10 protein-coding genes are annotated in these 16,532 nt (G+C 60.3%); 9 read left to right on the top strand and 1 reads right to left on the bottom strand.

Annotated elements, in window-relative coordinates:
• The first annotated feature begins 1 nt into the window (after window position 1).
• The 9 genes from HZ994_06870 (at window position 2) to HZ994_06830 (ending at window position 14,123) form a co-directional block, all read left to right on the top strand.
• On the top strand, window positions 2-2,236 hold the full coding sequence (locus HZ994_06870; protein ID QTN32064.1) for a hypothetical protein: 2,235 nt from the start codon (window positions 2-4) through the stop codon (window positions 2,234-2,236).
• A 19-nt stretch (window positions 2,237-2,255) separates the two neighbouring features.
• Window positions 2,256-4,106 (top strand): hypothetical protein, encoded by a 1,851-nt coding sequence (locus tag HZ994_06865; GenBank protein QTN32063.1) that lies wholly within the window; start codon window positions 2,256-2,258, stop codon window positions 4,104-4,106.
• Window positions 4,107-4,113: 7 nt separating this feature from the next.
• Window positions 4,114-5,685, top strand: coding sequence for a sialate O-acetylesterase (locus HZ994_06860; GenBank protein QTN32062.1), 1,572 nt, complete (start codon window positions 4,114-4,116; stop codon window positions 5,683-5,685).
• A gap of 19 nt (window positions 5,686-5,704) precedes the next feature.
• A complete protein-coding gene (locus tag HZ994_06855) occupies window positions 5,705-7,750 on the top strand; it encodes a hypothetical protein (GenBank protein QTN32061.1) in 2,046 nt (681 codons plus the stop codon).
• Window positions 7,751-7,991: 241 nt separating this feature from the next.
• Window positions 7,992-8,111 (top strand): M24 family metallopeptidase, encoded by a 120-nt coding sequence (locus HZ994_06850; protein ID QTN32060.1) that lies wholly within the window; start codon window positions 7,992-7,994, stop codon window positions 8,109-8,111.
• A 503-nt stretch (window positions 8,112-8,614) separates the two neighbouring features.
• Entirely contained in the window at window positions 8,615-10,030 is a 1,416-nt protein-coding gene (locus HZ994_06845) for a sulfatase (protein QTN32059.1), read from the top strand.
• Window positions 10,031-10,033: 3 nt separating this feature from the next.
• On the top strand, window positions 10,034-11,497 hold the full coding sequence (locus HZ994_06840) for a sulfatase (protein QTN32058.1): 1,464 nt from the start codon (window positions 10,034-10,036) through the stop codon (window positions 11,495-11,497).
• 17 nt (window positions 11,498-11,514) lie between these two features.
• The gene (locus tag HZ994_06835; protein QTN32057.1) at window positions 11,515-12,879 is read left to right on the top strand and encodes a sulfatase-like hydrolase/transferase; all 1,365 of its coding nucleotides are present in this window, start codon (window positions 11,515-11,517) and stop codon (window positions 12,877-12,879) included.
• A gap of 98 nt (window positions 12,880-12,977) precedes the next feature.
• Entirely contained in the window at window positions 12,978-14,123 is a 1,146-nt protein-coding gene (locus HZ994_06830; GenBank protein QTN32056.1) for an alpha/beta hydrolase fold domain-containing protein, read from the top strand.
• 425 nt (window positions 14,124-14,548) lie between these two features.
• Here HZ994_06830 and HZ994_06825 read toward each other — a convergent pair whose 3' ends face one another.
• Entirely contained in the window at window positions 14,549-16,501 is a 1,953-nt protein-coding gene (locus tag HZ994_06825) for a S9 family peptidase (protein ID QTN32055.1), read from the bottom strand.
• Window positions 16,502-16,532: the final 31 nt, after the last annotated feature.

Here is a 16,532-nt window from a genome sequence, read left to right as displayed (position 1 = left end):
TATGAGAAACATCATCAGCATCCTGCTCCTCACGGGTGCCCTTTCCTTTGCGGCGGACAAAAATGAAGTGGCAGGCACCATCGTTGGTCCCACGGGGATCATCGGTTCCGTTTCGAAGAATCAGATCCAGGTTGCAGGTGTTCAGGAGCAATCACCCGCCGAAGGTTTTCTCAAGAAAGGGGAAGTGATTGTCGGCGTGGGAAACACCGCTTTCAAGGACGCCAGCCGTGACATGGCGGCAGCCATTGACCTTGCGGAAACGGAAGAAGCCGGCGGGAAAATGACCCTCATGCTCAAAGGCAACAAAACCGTCACCATCACGCTGCCGGTTCTGGGGAGCTACAGCAAGACCGCGCCGTTCTCATGCGCCAAGACCGACAGGATCATCACCATGACGGCCGAGCGCCTGATGGAAGGTCATGGAGACCGGCTCGCCATCGAGGAACTCGCCCTGATGGCGACCGGCGAGAAGAAATACATGGAGGCCGCCTTTGAATCGATACGCAACAAGGACTGGGCGAAAGGCGATGGCGAACTTCTGTCTCCCCACCAATACTGCACATGGTATTGGGGTTACAGGGCCATCGTTTTGGCGGAGTATTACATGCTGACCAAGGACGAGTCCGTCATGCCCGCCTTGCGCTCCCTGGCCTTGAGCCTCGCCAAGGGACAGGATAGCCGCGGGGTTTACGGACACCGTGTGGCTGACCCTAACAATTTCAACAGGATTCCCGGCTACGGCCCGATGAACCAGACCACGCTCAGTTGCATGATGGGAATGCTCATGGCCAGGAAGGCGGGCGTCAACGATCCGAAGCTCGATGCGGCCATTCGGACAACAAACAGCCATATCCAGATATACGTGGGCAAGGGGACGTTTCCCTATGGTATGGGAAGTTCCAACAGTGCCGGATTCAACAACAACGGCATGAGCGGATCCGCGGCCGTTTGTCTCGAACTGCTGGGCGACAAAGCCGGGACCAGGTTCTATTCCATCTGCTCGGCCACCAGTTACGATGAGCTGGAGCAAGGGCATGCAAGCGCCTTCTTCAACCCATTGTGGACGTCGATCGGAGCCGCCCGCTCGGGTCCCGAAGTGACCAGCGAGCATTTCAAGCGAACCCTCTGGTTCTACAACATGCGTCGCCATGGTGACGGCACATGGTCCGGCGATGACAAGGCGGGAAACATCGATGGCGTGGCGCTTCTGAACCACTGCCTCGGGCGCAAGGCGCTCATCGTCACCGGCCGTGAGATGGACCCCTCCATTTGGGCGAAGGGCGATGAGGTCATGGAAACGATCATGGTCAGCAAGACCGATCTGAAGGACAAGAGCCCGAAGGAGATTCTGGAGATTTCCAACAGCCATCCCATGCCCCAGATCAGGCGCATGGCGATAGGGGCACTGGGCTCCCACAGGGAGGAACTGACGCCCTCTTACGTGGAATGGCTCAAGACCGGCACGGATCAGCAGAAAATGACGGCCATCAGCCAGTTCGGTTGGTGGATCAAGCCCGAAGTCAAACTGCCGCTGCTTCCTGCGATCGGTGCAGTCCTGACAGATTCGAAGGAATCCGAAGAACTCCGGGAAGCCGCGGCCCAGTCGATCGCCTACATGGGAGCGCCCGCACAGAAATACTACATGGATCTTCTCAAGTTGGCTGACACCACCGAAGAGGTGAACTTTGGAAAGCTCCTCAACACCCTTTGCGCGCATCCTTTTCAGTCGGATCTGGTGACTGACAAAGAGCTGCTTTACCGGGTCGCGCTCAGGTTGGCGGGTGACCGGGACCAACATCCGAGGGGATACGGCATGGATATGCTGGTGGGGATGCCGCTGGAAGACTTCCACCTCGTGGCGGACAGTGTCATCCACGTGATCGAAGGCAAGGATCCCGACTGGACAAGCTACAGCGCGCCCCAGCAGGACGTCGGTCCGGCCATCGCTCTGCTGGCGAGCCTGAACATCAGGGAGGGTCTCGACTACGCGCTGAGGATCCCCGAGTTCCGCCCCAAATCGAAAGCCATGTTCTGCCACCGCGCCACCTGGGTGGCGCTCTCCGCCTACGGTTCCGCGGCGAAGGGGGCTTTGGAAAAGTATCAAGCAGGCCTGAAAGATACGAATTTCAAGCGTGCGGGGAACCTGTATCAAGCGATGGTGAAAGCCGTTGAGGGCGATCCGAATCCACCGCGTAAACTGATTTCCATGCAGGAGGCGATTGCCGCAGGAAAATAAACTCACCCCATTTGACCTCATGAAAACAACCATCCGCTCGCTCGCTGCCATGCTCTGCATGGTGCTCCTCACTCCGCTTGCTTCCGCACAAGTGGCAGCCCAAGCAAAGATCCTCAAGCTTCACAATATCTTCTCCAGCGACATGGTCCTGCAGCGCGGCAAACCGATCAAGATCTGGGGCTGGGGAAAACCCGGTGACGAGGTTTCCGTGAAACTCGGCACGGACACCGCCACCGCCGTCGTGGCGAAAGCGGCACCCGTGAATGTCTTCGGACAAAGCGAGGCCTACGCCGGCAAAGGGCGCTGGGAGGTGACCCTGCCCGAACGGGAAGCCAGCGCCGAACCGCAGACCCTGACCGTCAACTCCGGCACCGAGAAGGTGGAGCTGTCGAACATCGTCGTTGGCGACGTGTGGGTGATGCACGGGCAGAGCAACATGGCTTTCCCCCTGCAAAGCACCAATGGCCGGACCCTGGCCGCCCAGGCGAACATTCCCAACCTGCGGCTATTTTCGATCTCCACCAACGAACAGGCGTCACTCCAGGATGACATCCTACCCGATGCGGTGACCACCGGCGGTTGGGTGGTCTCCAGCCCGGAGACGGCGGCCGAGTTTTCCGGCATCGGCTACGTGTTCGGCTCGAACGTCCAGCGCTCGGTCGGCATCCCGATCGGCCTGATCAAGGTCGCGCGGGGAGGGGCTTCGATCGAAAGCATGGTGCCGCTCCACAAGTTCGATGAGGATCCGCTGACCAAGCGATACGCGGACCACGTGAAAGCCCGGATGGCCGCCTTCGACCCCGAGGCCGAAGCGGACCGCATCTGGGAGGCCGAAAAGGCACGCGCCAAGAGATTGAAACAACCCGAGCCGGAAAGACCCGATCCGAAGAACCTGCGCTCATGGAACGTGCCGGGGAAAAGCCCGAGTGACATGGCCAGCGTGCACAACGGCTATTTCGGCGTCTTCAAGGGCTACAACATCAAGGGCGTGTTGTTCCACCAGGGTTACAACAACACGATAGGGGACAACTGCCGGCCCAAACGCTACCGCAAGCTGATGGAACTCATGGTCGAGGGCTGGCGCGAGGACTTCAACGATCCGAATCTGGCCGTCGGGATCATCGGTTTTTGCGCCGATGGCGGGCAGATGCAGAACGGGGAAAATTTCGAGGAGAGATCGATCGATACCGGGCCCTACATCCGCGAATCACAGCGGCTTGGGCTTGCCGAGGCCGCGGGCACGGGGCCCGCGGTGTTCATCCCGGGATATGACGTGCAGGCACCCGGCCTGCATCCGAACAAGAAACGCGAGCACGGCTGGCGTGCGGCACGCTGGGCGCTCAGTGAGGTTTACGAGGTCAAAGGATTCGATTGGAAATCGGTGAATCTGGTTTCGGCGGAGCCCAAGGACGACATGATGGTTCTTACCTTCGACGGGAGGGTGCTGCCGGACGACGGGGAGAAAATTCCGCGCGGTTTCTCGATCGCCGGCGAGGACGGCAAGTTCTACATGGCCCATGCCCGCTTTCAGGCCTGGGAAAAGAAAGACGCCCGCCAGCAAGCCAACCGGACGATCCAGGTCTGGAGCCCGCTGGTGGAAAAGCCCGTCGCCGTCCGCTACGCCTGGGGGAACTGCCCGATCGGCAACCTCAAGTGCAACGGGGATCAGGATATCCCGCTGGCGAGCTTCCGCACCGATGACTGGGACTTGCCCGAAGAAGAGGACCCGGCCGTGAAACCCATCTCGCGTGAGATTGATAAAGAGAGAAAAGACGATGCGAAGGCGCGCCTTGAATACCGCCGCACCGAAGAAGCGAAACGCGCCGTGGAAATTCTCGAACGTCTCAAAACCCTGGGTCAGCCCAAGTAGTCAAGACATGCACCCTAACTTCTCCGTCCTCGCCATAGCTGCGGCTTTAACCAGCTCGCTGTGCGCCGAGGTAAAGCCTAACACACTGTTCTCCGACGGTGCGGTGTTGCAACGTGGACAGGCGATCCCGGTCTGGGGCACCGCCCGCGATGGCGAGAAGGTCACGGTCGAGTTCCAGGGGCAGAAGGCGACCACCACCGCCGCCAATGGCAAGTGGAGTGTGCATCTCGACCCCCTCAAGGAAGGCGGCCCCTTCACCATGACCCTTACCGGCGACAACACCGTCACCGTGAACAACCTGCTCGTCGGCGAGGTCTGGCTCTGCTCCGGGCAATCGAACATGAACCTGCTTTTCTCAAGGGTGCACAACGCTGCGGAGGAGGCTCCGAAAGCGAACTACCCGGAAATCCGCTCCTTCAAGGTGCCAGTCACCGTTTCCTTAACCCCGCTTGCGGAAGCGAAAGGAGCTTGGATCGCTTGCTCGCCCGAAACCGTCAACGAATTCTCCGGAGTCGGCTACTTCTTCGCCCGTGACATCCACCGCAAGCTCGGCGTGCCGATCGGCTTGATCCATTCCGCCTTAGGCGCCACACCCGCGCAGGCATGGACCAGCCTCGAAGGGCTGAAAACGGATCCCGTAATGCAGGAATACGTCGATGCCGTCATCCGCAGGCGGGAAAACTACGAAGCCGAAACCGCCACATATCCCGCGAAACTCGCCGAGCATGAGACACGGTTGGCTGAATGGAACGAGACCAAAGCCAAGGTGCAAAAGGAAAAGCTCAAGGCATGGAATGAGGCTGTGGCAAAAGCCAAGGAGGCCGGCCAGCCCGCGCCCCGCCGGCCCAGACCCCCGCGTCCGCCCAAGGCTCCCGTGCCGCCCGAAGGCCAGCCCACCGATCCCGCAGTCCTCTTCAACGGTATGATCGCCCCGCTTGTCCCCTACGGCATCAAGGGTGTCCTCTGGTATCAGGGAGAGTCGAACTCCGGCCGCGCGAAGGAATATCTAACACTTTTCCCCGCGATGATCGCCGACTGGCGGACGCGTTGGAAGCAAGGCGATTTTCCCTTCCTCTACGTCCAGGTCGCACCCTGGGGTGGGATGCCGCCCGAGATCCGCGAGGCGCAGTTCCTCTCCCTTGGCAAAGTCAAGAACACCGCGATGACGGTCACCACGGATTTCGGCGACGCCGATGACATCCACCCCAAGCAAAAGGAACCCGTCGGCCAGCGCCTCGCTATCGCCGCCCGCGCCCTAGCCTACGGCGAGGCCATCGAATACTCGGGTCCGCTCTACGATTCGATGAAGGTGGAAATCGGAAAAATCATTCTCAGCTTCCAGCACGTTGGCGGTGGATTGATGGCAAAAGACGGGCCGCTCAAAGGATTCACCATTGCCGGGAAGGACAAGGAATTCGTGCCCGCCAGGGCGGAAATCGAAGGTTCCACGATAGTCGTATCCGCCGATGGCGTGGCCGATCCGCAAGCCGTCCGCTATGGTTGGGCGAACGTCCCCGACGTCAACCTCTTCAATAGAGAAGGCCTTCCCGCCTCGCCCTTCCGGACGGATGTCGATTGATTCCAATCTCCCCACTGTCATGACTCCGAATATCCCCAGAATCCTCACGATCGCGTTCCCCATCCTCCTCGCTGCGGCACCCAGCCTCACCGCTGAAGAGCATTGGACACTCGGGGCGGAAAGCGGAATCTCCGCCGATGCCGTGACGCTGTTGGCCGGAAAGGACGAATATTCAGATCATATCGAGATGGGAGGGCGGACGGTGGATGCCATCATCGAGTGGAAGGTCTCCGCGACCGGAGCTCCTGAGCTGAACCGGATTGTCCGCTTTCCATTGTTGCGCCAGAAAAAGGACGATACGCACGGCAGCGTGAAACATGCCTTCCATTCGGGGGACGACCCGCTGCCGTCATTGGATGGCAAGCCCCTTCCGGATCAAAAGCTGGTCCGTGTTTCCATCCGCGAAGGACTGACGATCACGACACTTGCCGGGACGCTTGAGATCCGGCGCACGGTTTTCGCATCGACCGCGTCGGCCGCAATTCTGGAACGCTGGGAATTCAGGAACACCGGGGATTCGCCTCTGGTCATCTCGATCCCACGGACAGTCGAGGAAGTGGAAATCCCTGCGGCCGATGGGAAATGGGCTCCCCACCTGATGCGCACCGAATGGATCGGAGCCGGGGAGTTTTCCATCGCTCCGGGTTCGACCATGCCTGCGGGACTGGTATTTTCCGGGCGCGAAGGCGCGGTCGGCGCAGTGCCTGCCGACGCGGCGTTGTTTCCCGACATCGGCGCGGAATGGGCAGCCCGCAAAGCCTTGGCCGACAGGTTGGACTCCGCCATGAAGCTCACCACTCCGGATCCGGCGCTCAACAGGATGTTCGCCATGGCAAAGCTGCGGACCGTCGAATCGATCAACGCCACCCGTGGCGGACTGATGCAAGGCCCCGGCGGCCGTAACAGCTATCTAGCCTCGATGTGGTGCAACGACAATGCGGAGTATATGGCTCCCTTTCATCCCTATCTGGGCGATCCGGCCGGGATCGAATCCGCCCGCGTGACCTTTGCCTGGTTTGCAAAACACATGAACCCGGATTTCAATCCGCTTCCCTCGTCCATCATAGCGGAAGGGCGTGGGATCTGGAATGGTGCCGGCGATCGCGGAGATGCCGCAATGGTCGCGCAGGGAGCGACGCGTTTCGCCCTCACCTGCGGCGACAGGGAGATCGCAAACGAAGTCTGGCCGCTCATTGAATGGTGCCTCGAATACTGCGATCGGAAAAAAACAGCGGACGGAGTGATCGCCTCGGACTCCGATGAACTGGAGAACCGTTTCTCAGCCGGCAAGACCAACCTTGCGACCTCATCGCTAGCCTATGATGCCCTTGTTTCCGCCACCCATCTTTCCCGCGAGCTCGGATTGCCCGATGAACGCGCCAAAATCTATCAGAAGCGGGCGGAGGAACTGCGGGCGGCGATAGAGAAACATTTCGGGGCGACAGTTTCCGGATTCGAAACCTACCGCTACCACGAGGGCTTGGAAAACCTCCGGGCTTGGATCTGCCTGCCGCTGGCCTACGGCATCACGGATCGCGCAAAGGGCACCCTCGATGCCGTCTATTCCCCTGAGTTGTGGACTTCCGACGGGCTGCGCACCGATGCCAAGGACAAGACCTTTTGGGATCGATCCACCCTATTCGCCCTGCGCGCCACGTTCATCGCCGGAGACACCGAGCGGGGGATTCAATACTTGGATAGCTTTACCCGGCAACGGCTGCTTGGCAGTCACGTCCCTTACGCGGTCGAGGCTTTCCCCGAACACGGAATGTCCCACCTATCCGGCGAGAGCTGTCTCTACGCAAGGATTTTCATCGAAGGGATGTTCGGGCTCAGGCCGACCGGATTCCGCTCATTCGCAGCGACACCACGGCTCCCCGACGGGTGGGCATCGATGAGAATCGGGCGCCTGCACGGCTACGGCGGCATCCATACGCTGGATGTCAGCCGCAGCGGCCATGCGATCCGGTTGGTTGTCACCGACACTCGAGAAAATGTGCTCTACGATCAGACCATGCCGGTTGGCGCGGAACACGCCGTGACAGTCACCGGTAACCGAGACTAGCCTCTGGTGATCCGATGATCGGCTTGCGTGAAGCCGGTATGACTCTCGATATCCCGATGACAACGGGCCTTTCCCCGAGCGGCAGATCAAGACTCCGGCGGAAGTCGAGGCCTTGCGCACGGGTAACCGCGCCAGCGAGGCCGGTTTTCGCATCGTTTCCAAGACGCTGGCCGAGTCGGGAATCCGAAATTGAAATCTGATCCACGGCGGCAAAACCCTCACTTCAGGGCGCTTGCGCGACATGACGAGAACGTATCTGGAAGGCAAGGCCAGCGACGCACAAAGGCGATTGGTGCGCACCGTCAGGGAAGCCCACAAACTTGCGATCGGCATGATAAAGCCGGGAGTGACCGGCACGTAAAATTGTCACCGAATCAACCCTAAAAGTCAGGAATGGTCCGAACATGGTGTCCATGACAACGAATGGTCTAATCAGTGCCAGCAATCGTTGATAAACGGTCTCTTTTGGGAGCAGGATGTCGTCAGTTCGAATCTGGCCGTCCCGACCATTTTTAAGAAACCACCCCTTGTCGGGTGGTTTTTTTATTCGGCGGGGACAGGCAGTGAGAACTCTTTCGCGCTGCGAAACGATCGAACGCCTCCGCCGCGCGTAGCGGAGCAATTTCTCTTATAAAAATCCGGAGGAGGATTTTTTGAAATAGCTTAGACGGAACGGAGTGGAGTCAATCTGGCCGTCCCGACCGTTTTCCTCACTGCATGTTGTAGCAGCATTTGGTTTCCTGATTGGCCGATGAGGGCAACCGATCCTGCAGGTTTAGTTTTGTCGTCGTATTGTGGACTAGATGGAGCAATACGTTTGCTATAATGTCAGGCCAAAGCGTGGTCGGAAGGGGGGTTCCCCGCATGACAACAATCGTTAGAATGAAATATCTCGTGACGTCTGCGCTCGTATCGGCGCTCTGCTCAATGCCGATTTCCGGTGCCGAGGCTGCGAAGCCGAGAAACGTCATTTTCATCGTGGTCGATGACCTGCGCACCGAGCTCGGCTGTTACGGCGTTGAAGAGGTCATCTCACCGAACATCGACAGATTGGCGAAGAAGGGCGTCCTGTTCCACAATGGCTATGCGCAGTATCCCGTCTGCAATCCGAGCCGGTCGTCTTTCCTTTCGGGCAAGCGGCCCGATGAGACCGGCATCGTGACGAACACCCTTCCTTTCCGGAAGGCCATGGCGGATTTGGTCAGCCTGCCGCAGCTGTTCCGCCAGAACGGATATTTCACTGCGGGAATCGGCAAGATCTTCCACCTCGCGGAACCAAGGGACGGCAAGCAGGTGCTCTTCGAGGATCCGCTTTCGTGGCAGCATTTCTACGACGGCACGAAAGATGCCACCAAGCTGGGACGCACGGGTGAAGGGCGAAACCTGACCCACGGAAAAATCCCATGGTGCACATGGCTGGCTGCGGCAGGCGGGGATGAGGATCAGGCGGACGGGCTGAACGCGAAGGCCGCCGTCCGCATCCTTGAGGAACACCACGACAAGCCGTTCTTCCTTGGACTCGGATTCCACAAGCCGCATGACCCGTTCATCGCGCCGAAAAAATACTTCGATCTCTATCCGGAGGGTGAAACCAAGCTCGCGGTGGAGCCCGACGACCGCTCCGAGCAGGTCAGGTATGCGATCCCGAACCACACCGACTTCGCATCGTTCACCGACAGGGAGCGCCGCGAATTCAAGCGCGCCTACCAGGCATGCGTCAGCTTCACCGACGCGCAGCTTGGGAAAGTCTTCGACGCGATGGATCGCCTCAAGCTATGGGATGATACGATCGTCGTCCTCATCGGCGACCACGGCTATCACCTCGGCGAGCACGAGTGGTGGAACAAGGTGACCGTTTACGAAAGGTGCGCCGGCGCTCCGATGATGGCATGGGTGCCCGGCGCAAAGGGCATGGGGCAGCCTACCCATGCGCTCATCGAGTTCGTTGACATCTATCCGACCCTCATCGACTGCGCCGGCCTGAAGGCTCCGCATCCCCTTTCCGGCGAAAGCTTCCGCGCGGTGCTGGAAGACCCGAAGCTGCCGGGGAAAAAGGCGGCCTACACCCAGGTGAACCGAGGCAAAACGGTCGGGCGCAGCGTCCGCACCCAGCGCTGGCGCTACACGGAGTGGGGCAAGGATGGAAAGGACGGCATTGAGCTTTACGACCACAACGCAGACACGGGAGAATACCACAACCTGGGCGGAAAGCCCGGGTATGCGGAAACCTCCGGGGAGTTGCGCAAACTGCTCGCAACAGGATTTCAAAACGCGAACTAGACCATGGCCATGCACACACCGTTCACCACCCTCTTTGCCATCATCCTCACGGCGCTGCCATGCGCCCTGCGCGCAGCCGAAGCCCAGGGCCAAGCCAGACCCAACATCCTCTTCATCTACACGGACGACCAATCCTACGAGGCTCTCTCGGTGGTGCAAAAGGAACTGGGCGAAAAAGGGAGATTCCCTTGGCTCAAGACCCCGAACCTCGACCGCCTCGCCGCCGAGGGCGTTCGTTTCCGCAATGCCTTCGTGAACAACTCGCTCTGCTCCCCGAGCCGCGCGGTGAACCTGACCGGACGCTACAACCATGACGCAGGCAACGGCATCGCCTCGAACTTCCGCCCCTTTCCGGTCAAAAACATCACCCACGCCACGCTGCTTCGGAGCGCCGGATACACCACCGCCTACGTCGGCAAGTGGCACATGGGCAGTCAGCGCGAGCGCCCGGGATTCGACTATGCCGCCACCTACGTGGGCCATGGGCGCTACCAGGACTGCCCTTACATCGTCGATGGCAAGAACACGCCCACCAAGGGCTGGGTGGACGACGTGGCGACGGACTATGCGATCGATTTCATCGAAAAGCAGAAAGCCTCCGCCAAGCCATGGTCGCTCATCCTCGGTTTCAAAACCCCCCACCAGCCATGGGAGCCGCCGGATCGCGCAAAGGATCTCTACACAGGCGAATTGTCCCGGACTGTGCCGAACGTCAACACCCCGCCGATCTACGCTCCGAACCCTGTGCGCGCGGCGAAACCCGTTCCGAAAAAAGAGCCCACAAACCTCAATTATTTCCGCTGCGTCACCGCGATGGACGACTGCATCGGCCGCTTGCTCAAGGCGCTCGATGAGTCCGGTTCCGCATCGGACACGATCGTCGTCTTCACCTCCGACAACGGCTTCTACCTCGGCGCGCACGCCACCGGCGACAAGCGCAGCGCCTACGAGGAAAGCCTCCGCGTCCCGTTCATCGTTCGCTACCCGGCCCTGGGCGAAAAAGCTCGTGGACGCACCGTTGACGAAATGGTGCTCAACCTTGATCTGGCGAAATCGCTCCTGGATTTCGCAGGCGTTTCCCCACATCCGGAAATGCAGGGCCGCAGCTGGCGCCCTTTGCTCACCGGGGAGGATCCCGCATGGAGGAAAAGCTGGTTCTATGAATATTTCACCGAAAACCAGAAGGGCACCCGCGTGCCGGACATCACCGCCGTGCGCACCAAGGACGCCAAGCTGATCAAATACCGCGGGTTCAGGCAGTGGACGGAACTCTTCGATCTCAAGGCGGATCCCTACGAAACCCGCAACCTCATCAACGATCCCGCCGCCGCACCCCTCAAGGCGAAGCTGCTCGCCGAGCATGACCGCCTCGCCAAGGAGGTCGGCTATCATGTGCCGGCCTTCGTGGACCGCCCGCCGGACTGGGGCAAACCCGGCAGCCTTGCCGGCGATCTCTCCAACCCATAAACAGCGGCTACTCTTTCATGAAAACCCTATCGAACCTGAAACTGGCGGGTTGGTGCACGGCCATCTTCTGCCTGACACCAACTCCTCTCTCGGCAGCGCCGAATATCCTCCTGATCTTCGCCGACGACATCGGTTACGAGGCTCTCAACTGCTACGGCGGGCAGGATTTTGAAACGCCCAACCTCAACCGCATGGCCGGACAAGGCCTCCGTTTCAGCCGCGCCTACACCAGCCCCGTCTGTACGCCTTCGCGCGTCAGCCTCCACACCGGGCTGTATGTCAACCGGCACGGGCACGACACGGTGTTATCGGTTCACCTGGGCACGGACAAGGCGGTGGATTTTCGGAAAATGCCGACTTTCGCCCAACAGATCCGCGCCAATGGCTACGAGACCAGCCTCACCGGAAAATGGCAGCTCGCCACCCTCCAGCGGCACCCGAACCACATCCGCGACGCCGGTTTCGACTCCTGGTGCGCCTGGCAAATCTGGCGCGACGGTGAGAAAACCGACCGCCACTGGAATCCGACCTTCAACCAGGACGGCAAAATCCGAGAGGACATCGCCGACCGCTTCGGCCCGGACGTCCTCGCGGATTATGTCATTGCTCAGATGCGCACGGCCAAGGCGGAAGGAAAACCGTTCCTCATCGTCCACAACGAGCTGCTCCCCCACTGGCCCATCGTGGAAACCCCCGACGATCGCAAACTCAAGCGCAAGCCCAGCCTCCCGCACTTCATCCACTACATGGACAAGCTGGTGGGGCGCCTTCTGGACGAGGTCGATGCCCTCGGCATCCGGGACAACACCTACGTCTTTTTCATGGGCGACAACGGCACCTGGGAACCCGATTTCCAGAACCCGAAAGCCGGGCAACCGGGCGAGGGCGAACACACCCGCCACACCACCGCCGGCAAGGTCAACGGCGGCAAAAACCAGCTCAACGACGGCGGCAGCCACGTCCCCCTCCTCGTGTGGGGGCCGTCTTCCTTACCCTCCGGCAAGGTCTGCGACGACCTCGTCGATGTCGTCGATCTTTTCCCCACCTTCTGCGAACTCACCGGCACGGAAATCCCCTCGTCCATCGCCATCGATGGCCGCAGCCTCGTGCCGCAGATCCACGGCAAAAGCGGCATCCCCCGCCCATGGACGCACAACGCGCTCAGCCGGAGACTCGGCGGCGAAACCCTCTTCGATGGCAGCTTCCGCCTCTTCCGCGACAACGGCAAATTGATCGACGCCCGCGCCCTCCCTTTTGAGAAACCCGCCGACCCATCCGATCCCCAAGCCGCCGCCGCCAAGGCGACGCTGCAAGCCGTTTTCAAAACCATCCGCCCCGATGGCCCGCGACCGCCCGTCCCCTTCATCAATGCCGAGGAGTAATCACGATCCCATCCCGTGAAAAAATCCTTCTCGCCGACGGCCCGCCCAACCGGGGAAAGCCCGGCAGCCTTGCCGGTGAACCCAACGAACGATCATCCATGAAACTGACATTTGCCCTGCTCGCCTGCCTGCTGATGCCGCTCGGCGCCGCGCAGGAAACCCGGGACATTGTGATGAGCGTCAATGGCATCGAGATCCCCATCCTCATCATCACCCCTTCGTCAGGCAAGGGGCCCTTCCCCGTCGTTTACAACGTGCACGGCGGAGGCTGGAACGGCGGCACGGAAACGGTGGTTCCTCCCGCAAGCGTCCCGCCCGAAGCGAAGTTCCTCAGCGACGAACTGGGCATCGTCTATGTCGGCCTCGCCTACCGCTGCAAGGTGCAGAAGGGGACATTCAAGCTCGCCATGGAAGACCTGCGCGCGTCGATCCAATGGTTCGAGGCACGGGCTGCCACCTACAAGGCGGATACCTCGCTCATCGCCTTCACCGGCGGCTCGGCGGGAACCCCATTGTCCGCCATGCTCGCCCAGGAAATGCCCTCGTGCGCGGCCTATGTCGGGCTTTTCGGGGTCTATGATTTCACCAACAACAAGGAGTCCCTCTTCCCGGATGAAAAGGCGTGCTCTCTCTTCGGCCTCTCGTCACCGGAGCAGAAGCTCGCGTCCTCCGCGTTCCATCACATCCGGAAAAACCCGCCCGCGACCCTGCTCTTCCACGGCGGCAAGGACATCCTGACCCATTCCTCCCAGAGCATCCGCTTCGCGGAAAAGCTCCGCGGGCAAGGCGGGCAAGCCGAGGCCGTCATCTTTCCGGAGATGAACCACGGGTATTTCAACCCCCGCTATCCCGCGGAATACAAGGCGACCACACTGAAAATCGCCGGGCTGTATGCGGAGAATCTCAAGCTCGAAAAATCGAAGGTCGATGCCCTGCCCGCCAAGCTTGACAGGATCCTGAGCCCCTTTTTCCCGGTGGATGAAATCAAGCCGGCCGCCATAGCAGGGCAATGGAAGGGCGAGACCGACACGCTGGCATTCCAGGCGGGCGGAGCGGGCACACGAACCGATCCGAAGAACACCAGCCGCCCTTTCACCTACAAAATTTCCGGAAACACGATCCTCGTGGATTTCGGAAAAACCAAGGAGACCTACTACATGCAGAGGGATCTCCGCGTGATCTACAAGTTCCACCCCGAAGGCCGGTTCGCGGGAAACAAGCAATGGTATCAGAAACAGAAATAGCTCCGATCTCGTCATGAAAGAAAAAACGAGAATCCATTTCTCCGGAATCATCGGCCGTTTGCCGGGCTCTGTTCGAAGGAATGGATTTCGAGTTCTCAGTCGCCAAGCCGTTCGTGATCCTGATGACCCCATGAAGCGGGCGCGGATCCCGGCAAGACCGGCGAGCGGAAGGCCCGCATCGATGTGCTGGCGCGCGCCACGTGAGTTTCTGCGATGATCCGAAGCACGACCCCGCCATCATCATCATTCATGAAACTTACCACCAAATGATGGGGCGGTTTTCCGAGGTGTCCTCGATCCGATGCCGGAACTACTTTTGAAACTCGCCAGCCCTGACAACCGGGATGTAGGGAAGAGCCAACCCAAGGCCGTCGCTTGCCCCGGCTGGCGCATCTCCATCCGGCCTTACCGGGCTGCGGAAGAAATCATAGGTTCTGTTTCAGGAAGAGGACGACGGCCTGGGTGAAGATGTCGGCGTTTTCCTTTTTCCTGTATCCGTGCCCTTCGTTGAGGGCGTTCATATACCAGACCTTCTGCCCTTGGGCGCGCACGGCCTTGACGACCTGCTCTGCCTCCGTGACGGGGACGCGGGGATCGTTCTCACCCTGCACGACGAAGAGCGGGATTTTGATCTTATCGACGTTGGTGAGGGGGCTGATCTTTTCGAGATGGGCCCGCATCGCAGGATCGCGTTCGTCACCGTATTCGACGCGACGGAGGTCGCGCCGGTAGCCTTCGGTGTTCTTGAGATAGGTCAGGAAATTCGAGATCCCGACCACATCGATGGAGGCCTTGAGCCGGTCGCTGTAATGGACGGCGCAGGCGAGGGCCATGTATCCGCCGTAGCTGCCGCCGATCACCGCGACGCGGTTTTCGTCAAGGTCGGGCTGGGTGGCGATCCAGTCGAGCAGCGCCCCGATGTCTTTCACGGAATCCTCGCGCTTGAAGCCGTTGTCGAGGTTGAGGAACTCCTTTCCGTAGCCGGCGGAGCCGCGGACATTGGGAAAGATCACCGCCGTGCCGAGCTGGTCGATCCATAGCTGGGTGCCGCCGCTGAACCCTGGCCTCGACTGGGCCTCCGGCCCGCCGTGGATCGAGATGACCACAGGGTGCGGGCCGTCGCTTTTCGGTTTGTAAACGAAGGCGGGGATCGTGCGCGGCTTGCCGTCAACCTGATCGAAAGTAGGGTAGCGGATGAGTTCCGGCTCGCTGAATGTCTCGGTGTCGAGGCCGCCGACTTCGGAGTATGTCCAGCGTATGAGCGTGCCCGCATCGAGCGGGCCGGACCCGAGTGTCAGCACGAAGGCATCGGACGGCGTCTTGGCGCTGTTCATCGTCATCGCGAGGCGTTTGCCGTCGGGGCTGAAATTGATCCCGCCGAGCAGGCCGACCTGGAGGTTCTCAAGGCACTTGTATCGGAATGTCACGGGGTCGAGCAGGTAGAGGCGGCTCAGGCCGTCCTCGTTGGTGACGAAGGCGGCACGCTTGCGATCCTCGCTCAGCGCATAGGAGGTCACGTCCCATGGGATGTCCTTGGTGATGATGGATGTTTCGCTTCCGTCCGCGAGCTTGCGATGGGCGAGCTGGAGAAATTCGCCGCCGAGATCGGTGAGGAAAAACAGGCCCTCTTCGGTGGGGTCGAAGGAAGCGCCGAGGTTGCGGCCGGGCGAGTCACTGTCGCCGGCAAAGAGGGTGAGCTTCCTCGTTTCGGTATCGAGCAGATGAAGGCGGGACTTCACCGCGCTGATGTAGTTCTGCACGATGAGGAGCGGTTTCTTTTCCGAAAATCCTGACGGCCCCCAGAACGTGCCGTCGGGGGATTCCAGAAGGATTCGGTCGGTGCCCGGTTCGTCCGGCTGCATCATCCAGATGTCGTTGGACGCACCGTTGCGCTTCGTGCTTTGGTAGGCGAGGAAGCGGCCTTCACGATCCCAGCTCGCACCCCCGTTTCTGGATTTTCCGTCGGTGAGGATACGGCTGGTGCCGTTGCTTGGATCAAACAGGTAGAGCTGGGTGAACTCGCTTCCGCCTGTATCCATTGAGAAAATGAGCTGGTGGTGCTTGGGGCGCCGGGAGGTGCTGCTTACCGGCTCCTTGAAAAACGTGAGCTGGTGGCGGGCTCCACCGGGTGCGTCCACACGGTGGATCTGGCTGACTTCGCCGAAGCGTGTGGCGATGAACATGCTCTTGCCGTCCAGCGACCAGTCGAGGTGACCGGCGGAGCGGACGTTCTGGTATTGGTTCATGTCGTCCGCGAGCCGGGCAGGGATTTCGGGAATATCCTCAAGGATGAGATTGCCGTTGTTCAGGGTGCGGCGCTCGACCCCGGCGGAGGCGGAGATGAGAAGGGCTGATGAAACGAGCAGGAGGCGATACATGGGTTGGATTAAGAAGCAATTCTCGGGTTTG

Source organism: Akkermansiaceae bacterium (assembly GCA_017798145.1).
Classification (GTDB): Bacteria; Verrucomicrobiota; Verrucomicrobiia; order Verrucomicrobiales; family Akkermansiaceae; genus Luteolibacter.
This window is presented reverse-complemented; position numbering and strand designations above follow the sequence as displayed.

Excerpts from the sequence above, each read along its gene's own strand:
- HZ994_06865 (QTN32063.1), top strand. The coding sequence starts at position 2,256 with ATGAAAACAACCATCCGCTCGCTCGCTGCCATGCTCTGCATGGTGCTC.
- HZ994_06825 (QTN32055.1), bottom strand. The coding sequence starts at position 16,501 with ATGTATCGCCTCCTGCTCGTTTCATCAGCCCTTCTCATCTCCGCCTCC.
- HZ994_06860 (QTN32062.1), top strand. The coding sequence starts at position 4,114 with ATGCACCCTAACTTCTCCGTCCTCGCCATAGCTGCGGCTTTAACCAGC.
- HZ994_06845 (QTN32059.1), top strand. The coding sequence starts at position 8,615 with ATGACAACAATCGTTAGAATGAAATATCTCGTGACGTCTGCGCTCGTA.
- HZ994_06850 (QTN32060.1), top strand. The coding sequence starts at position 7,992 with ATGACGAGAACGTATCTGGAAGGCAAGGCCAGCGACGCACAAAGGCGA.
- HZ994_06870 (QTN32064.1), top strand. The coding sequence starts at position 2 with ATGAGAAACATCATCAGCATCCTGCTCCTCACGGGTGCCCTTTCCTTT.
- HZ994_06840 (QTN32058.1), top strand. The coding sequence starts at position 10,034 with ATGGCCATGCACACACCGTTCACCACCCTCTTTGCCATCATCCTCACG.
- HZ994_06855 (QTN32061.1), top strand. The coding sequence starts at position 5,705 with ATGACTCCGAATATCCCCAGAATCCTCACGATCGCGTTCCCCATCCTC.
- HZ994_06830 (QTN32056.1), top strand. The coding sequence starts at position 12,978 with ATGAAACTGACATTTGCCCTGCTCGCCTGCCTGCTGATGCCGCTCGGC.
- HZ994_06835 (QTN32057.1), top strand. The coding sequence starts at position 11,515 with ATGAAAACCCTATCGAACCTGAAACTGGCGGGTTGGTGCACGGCCATC.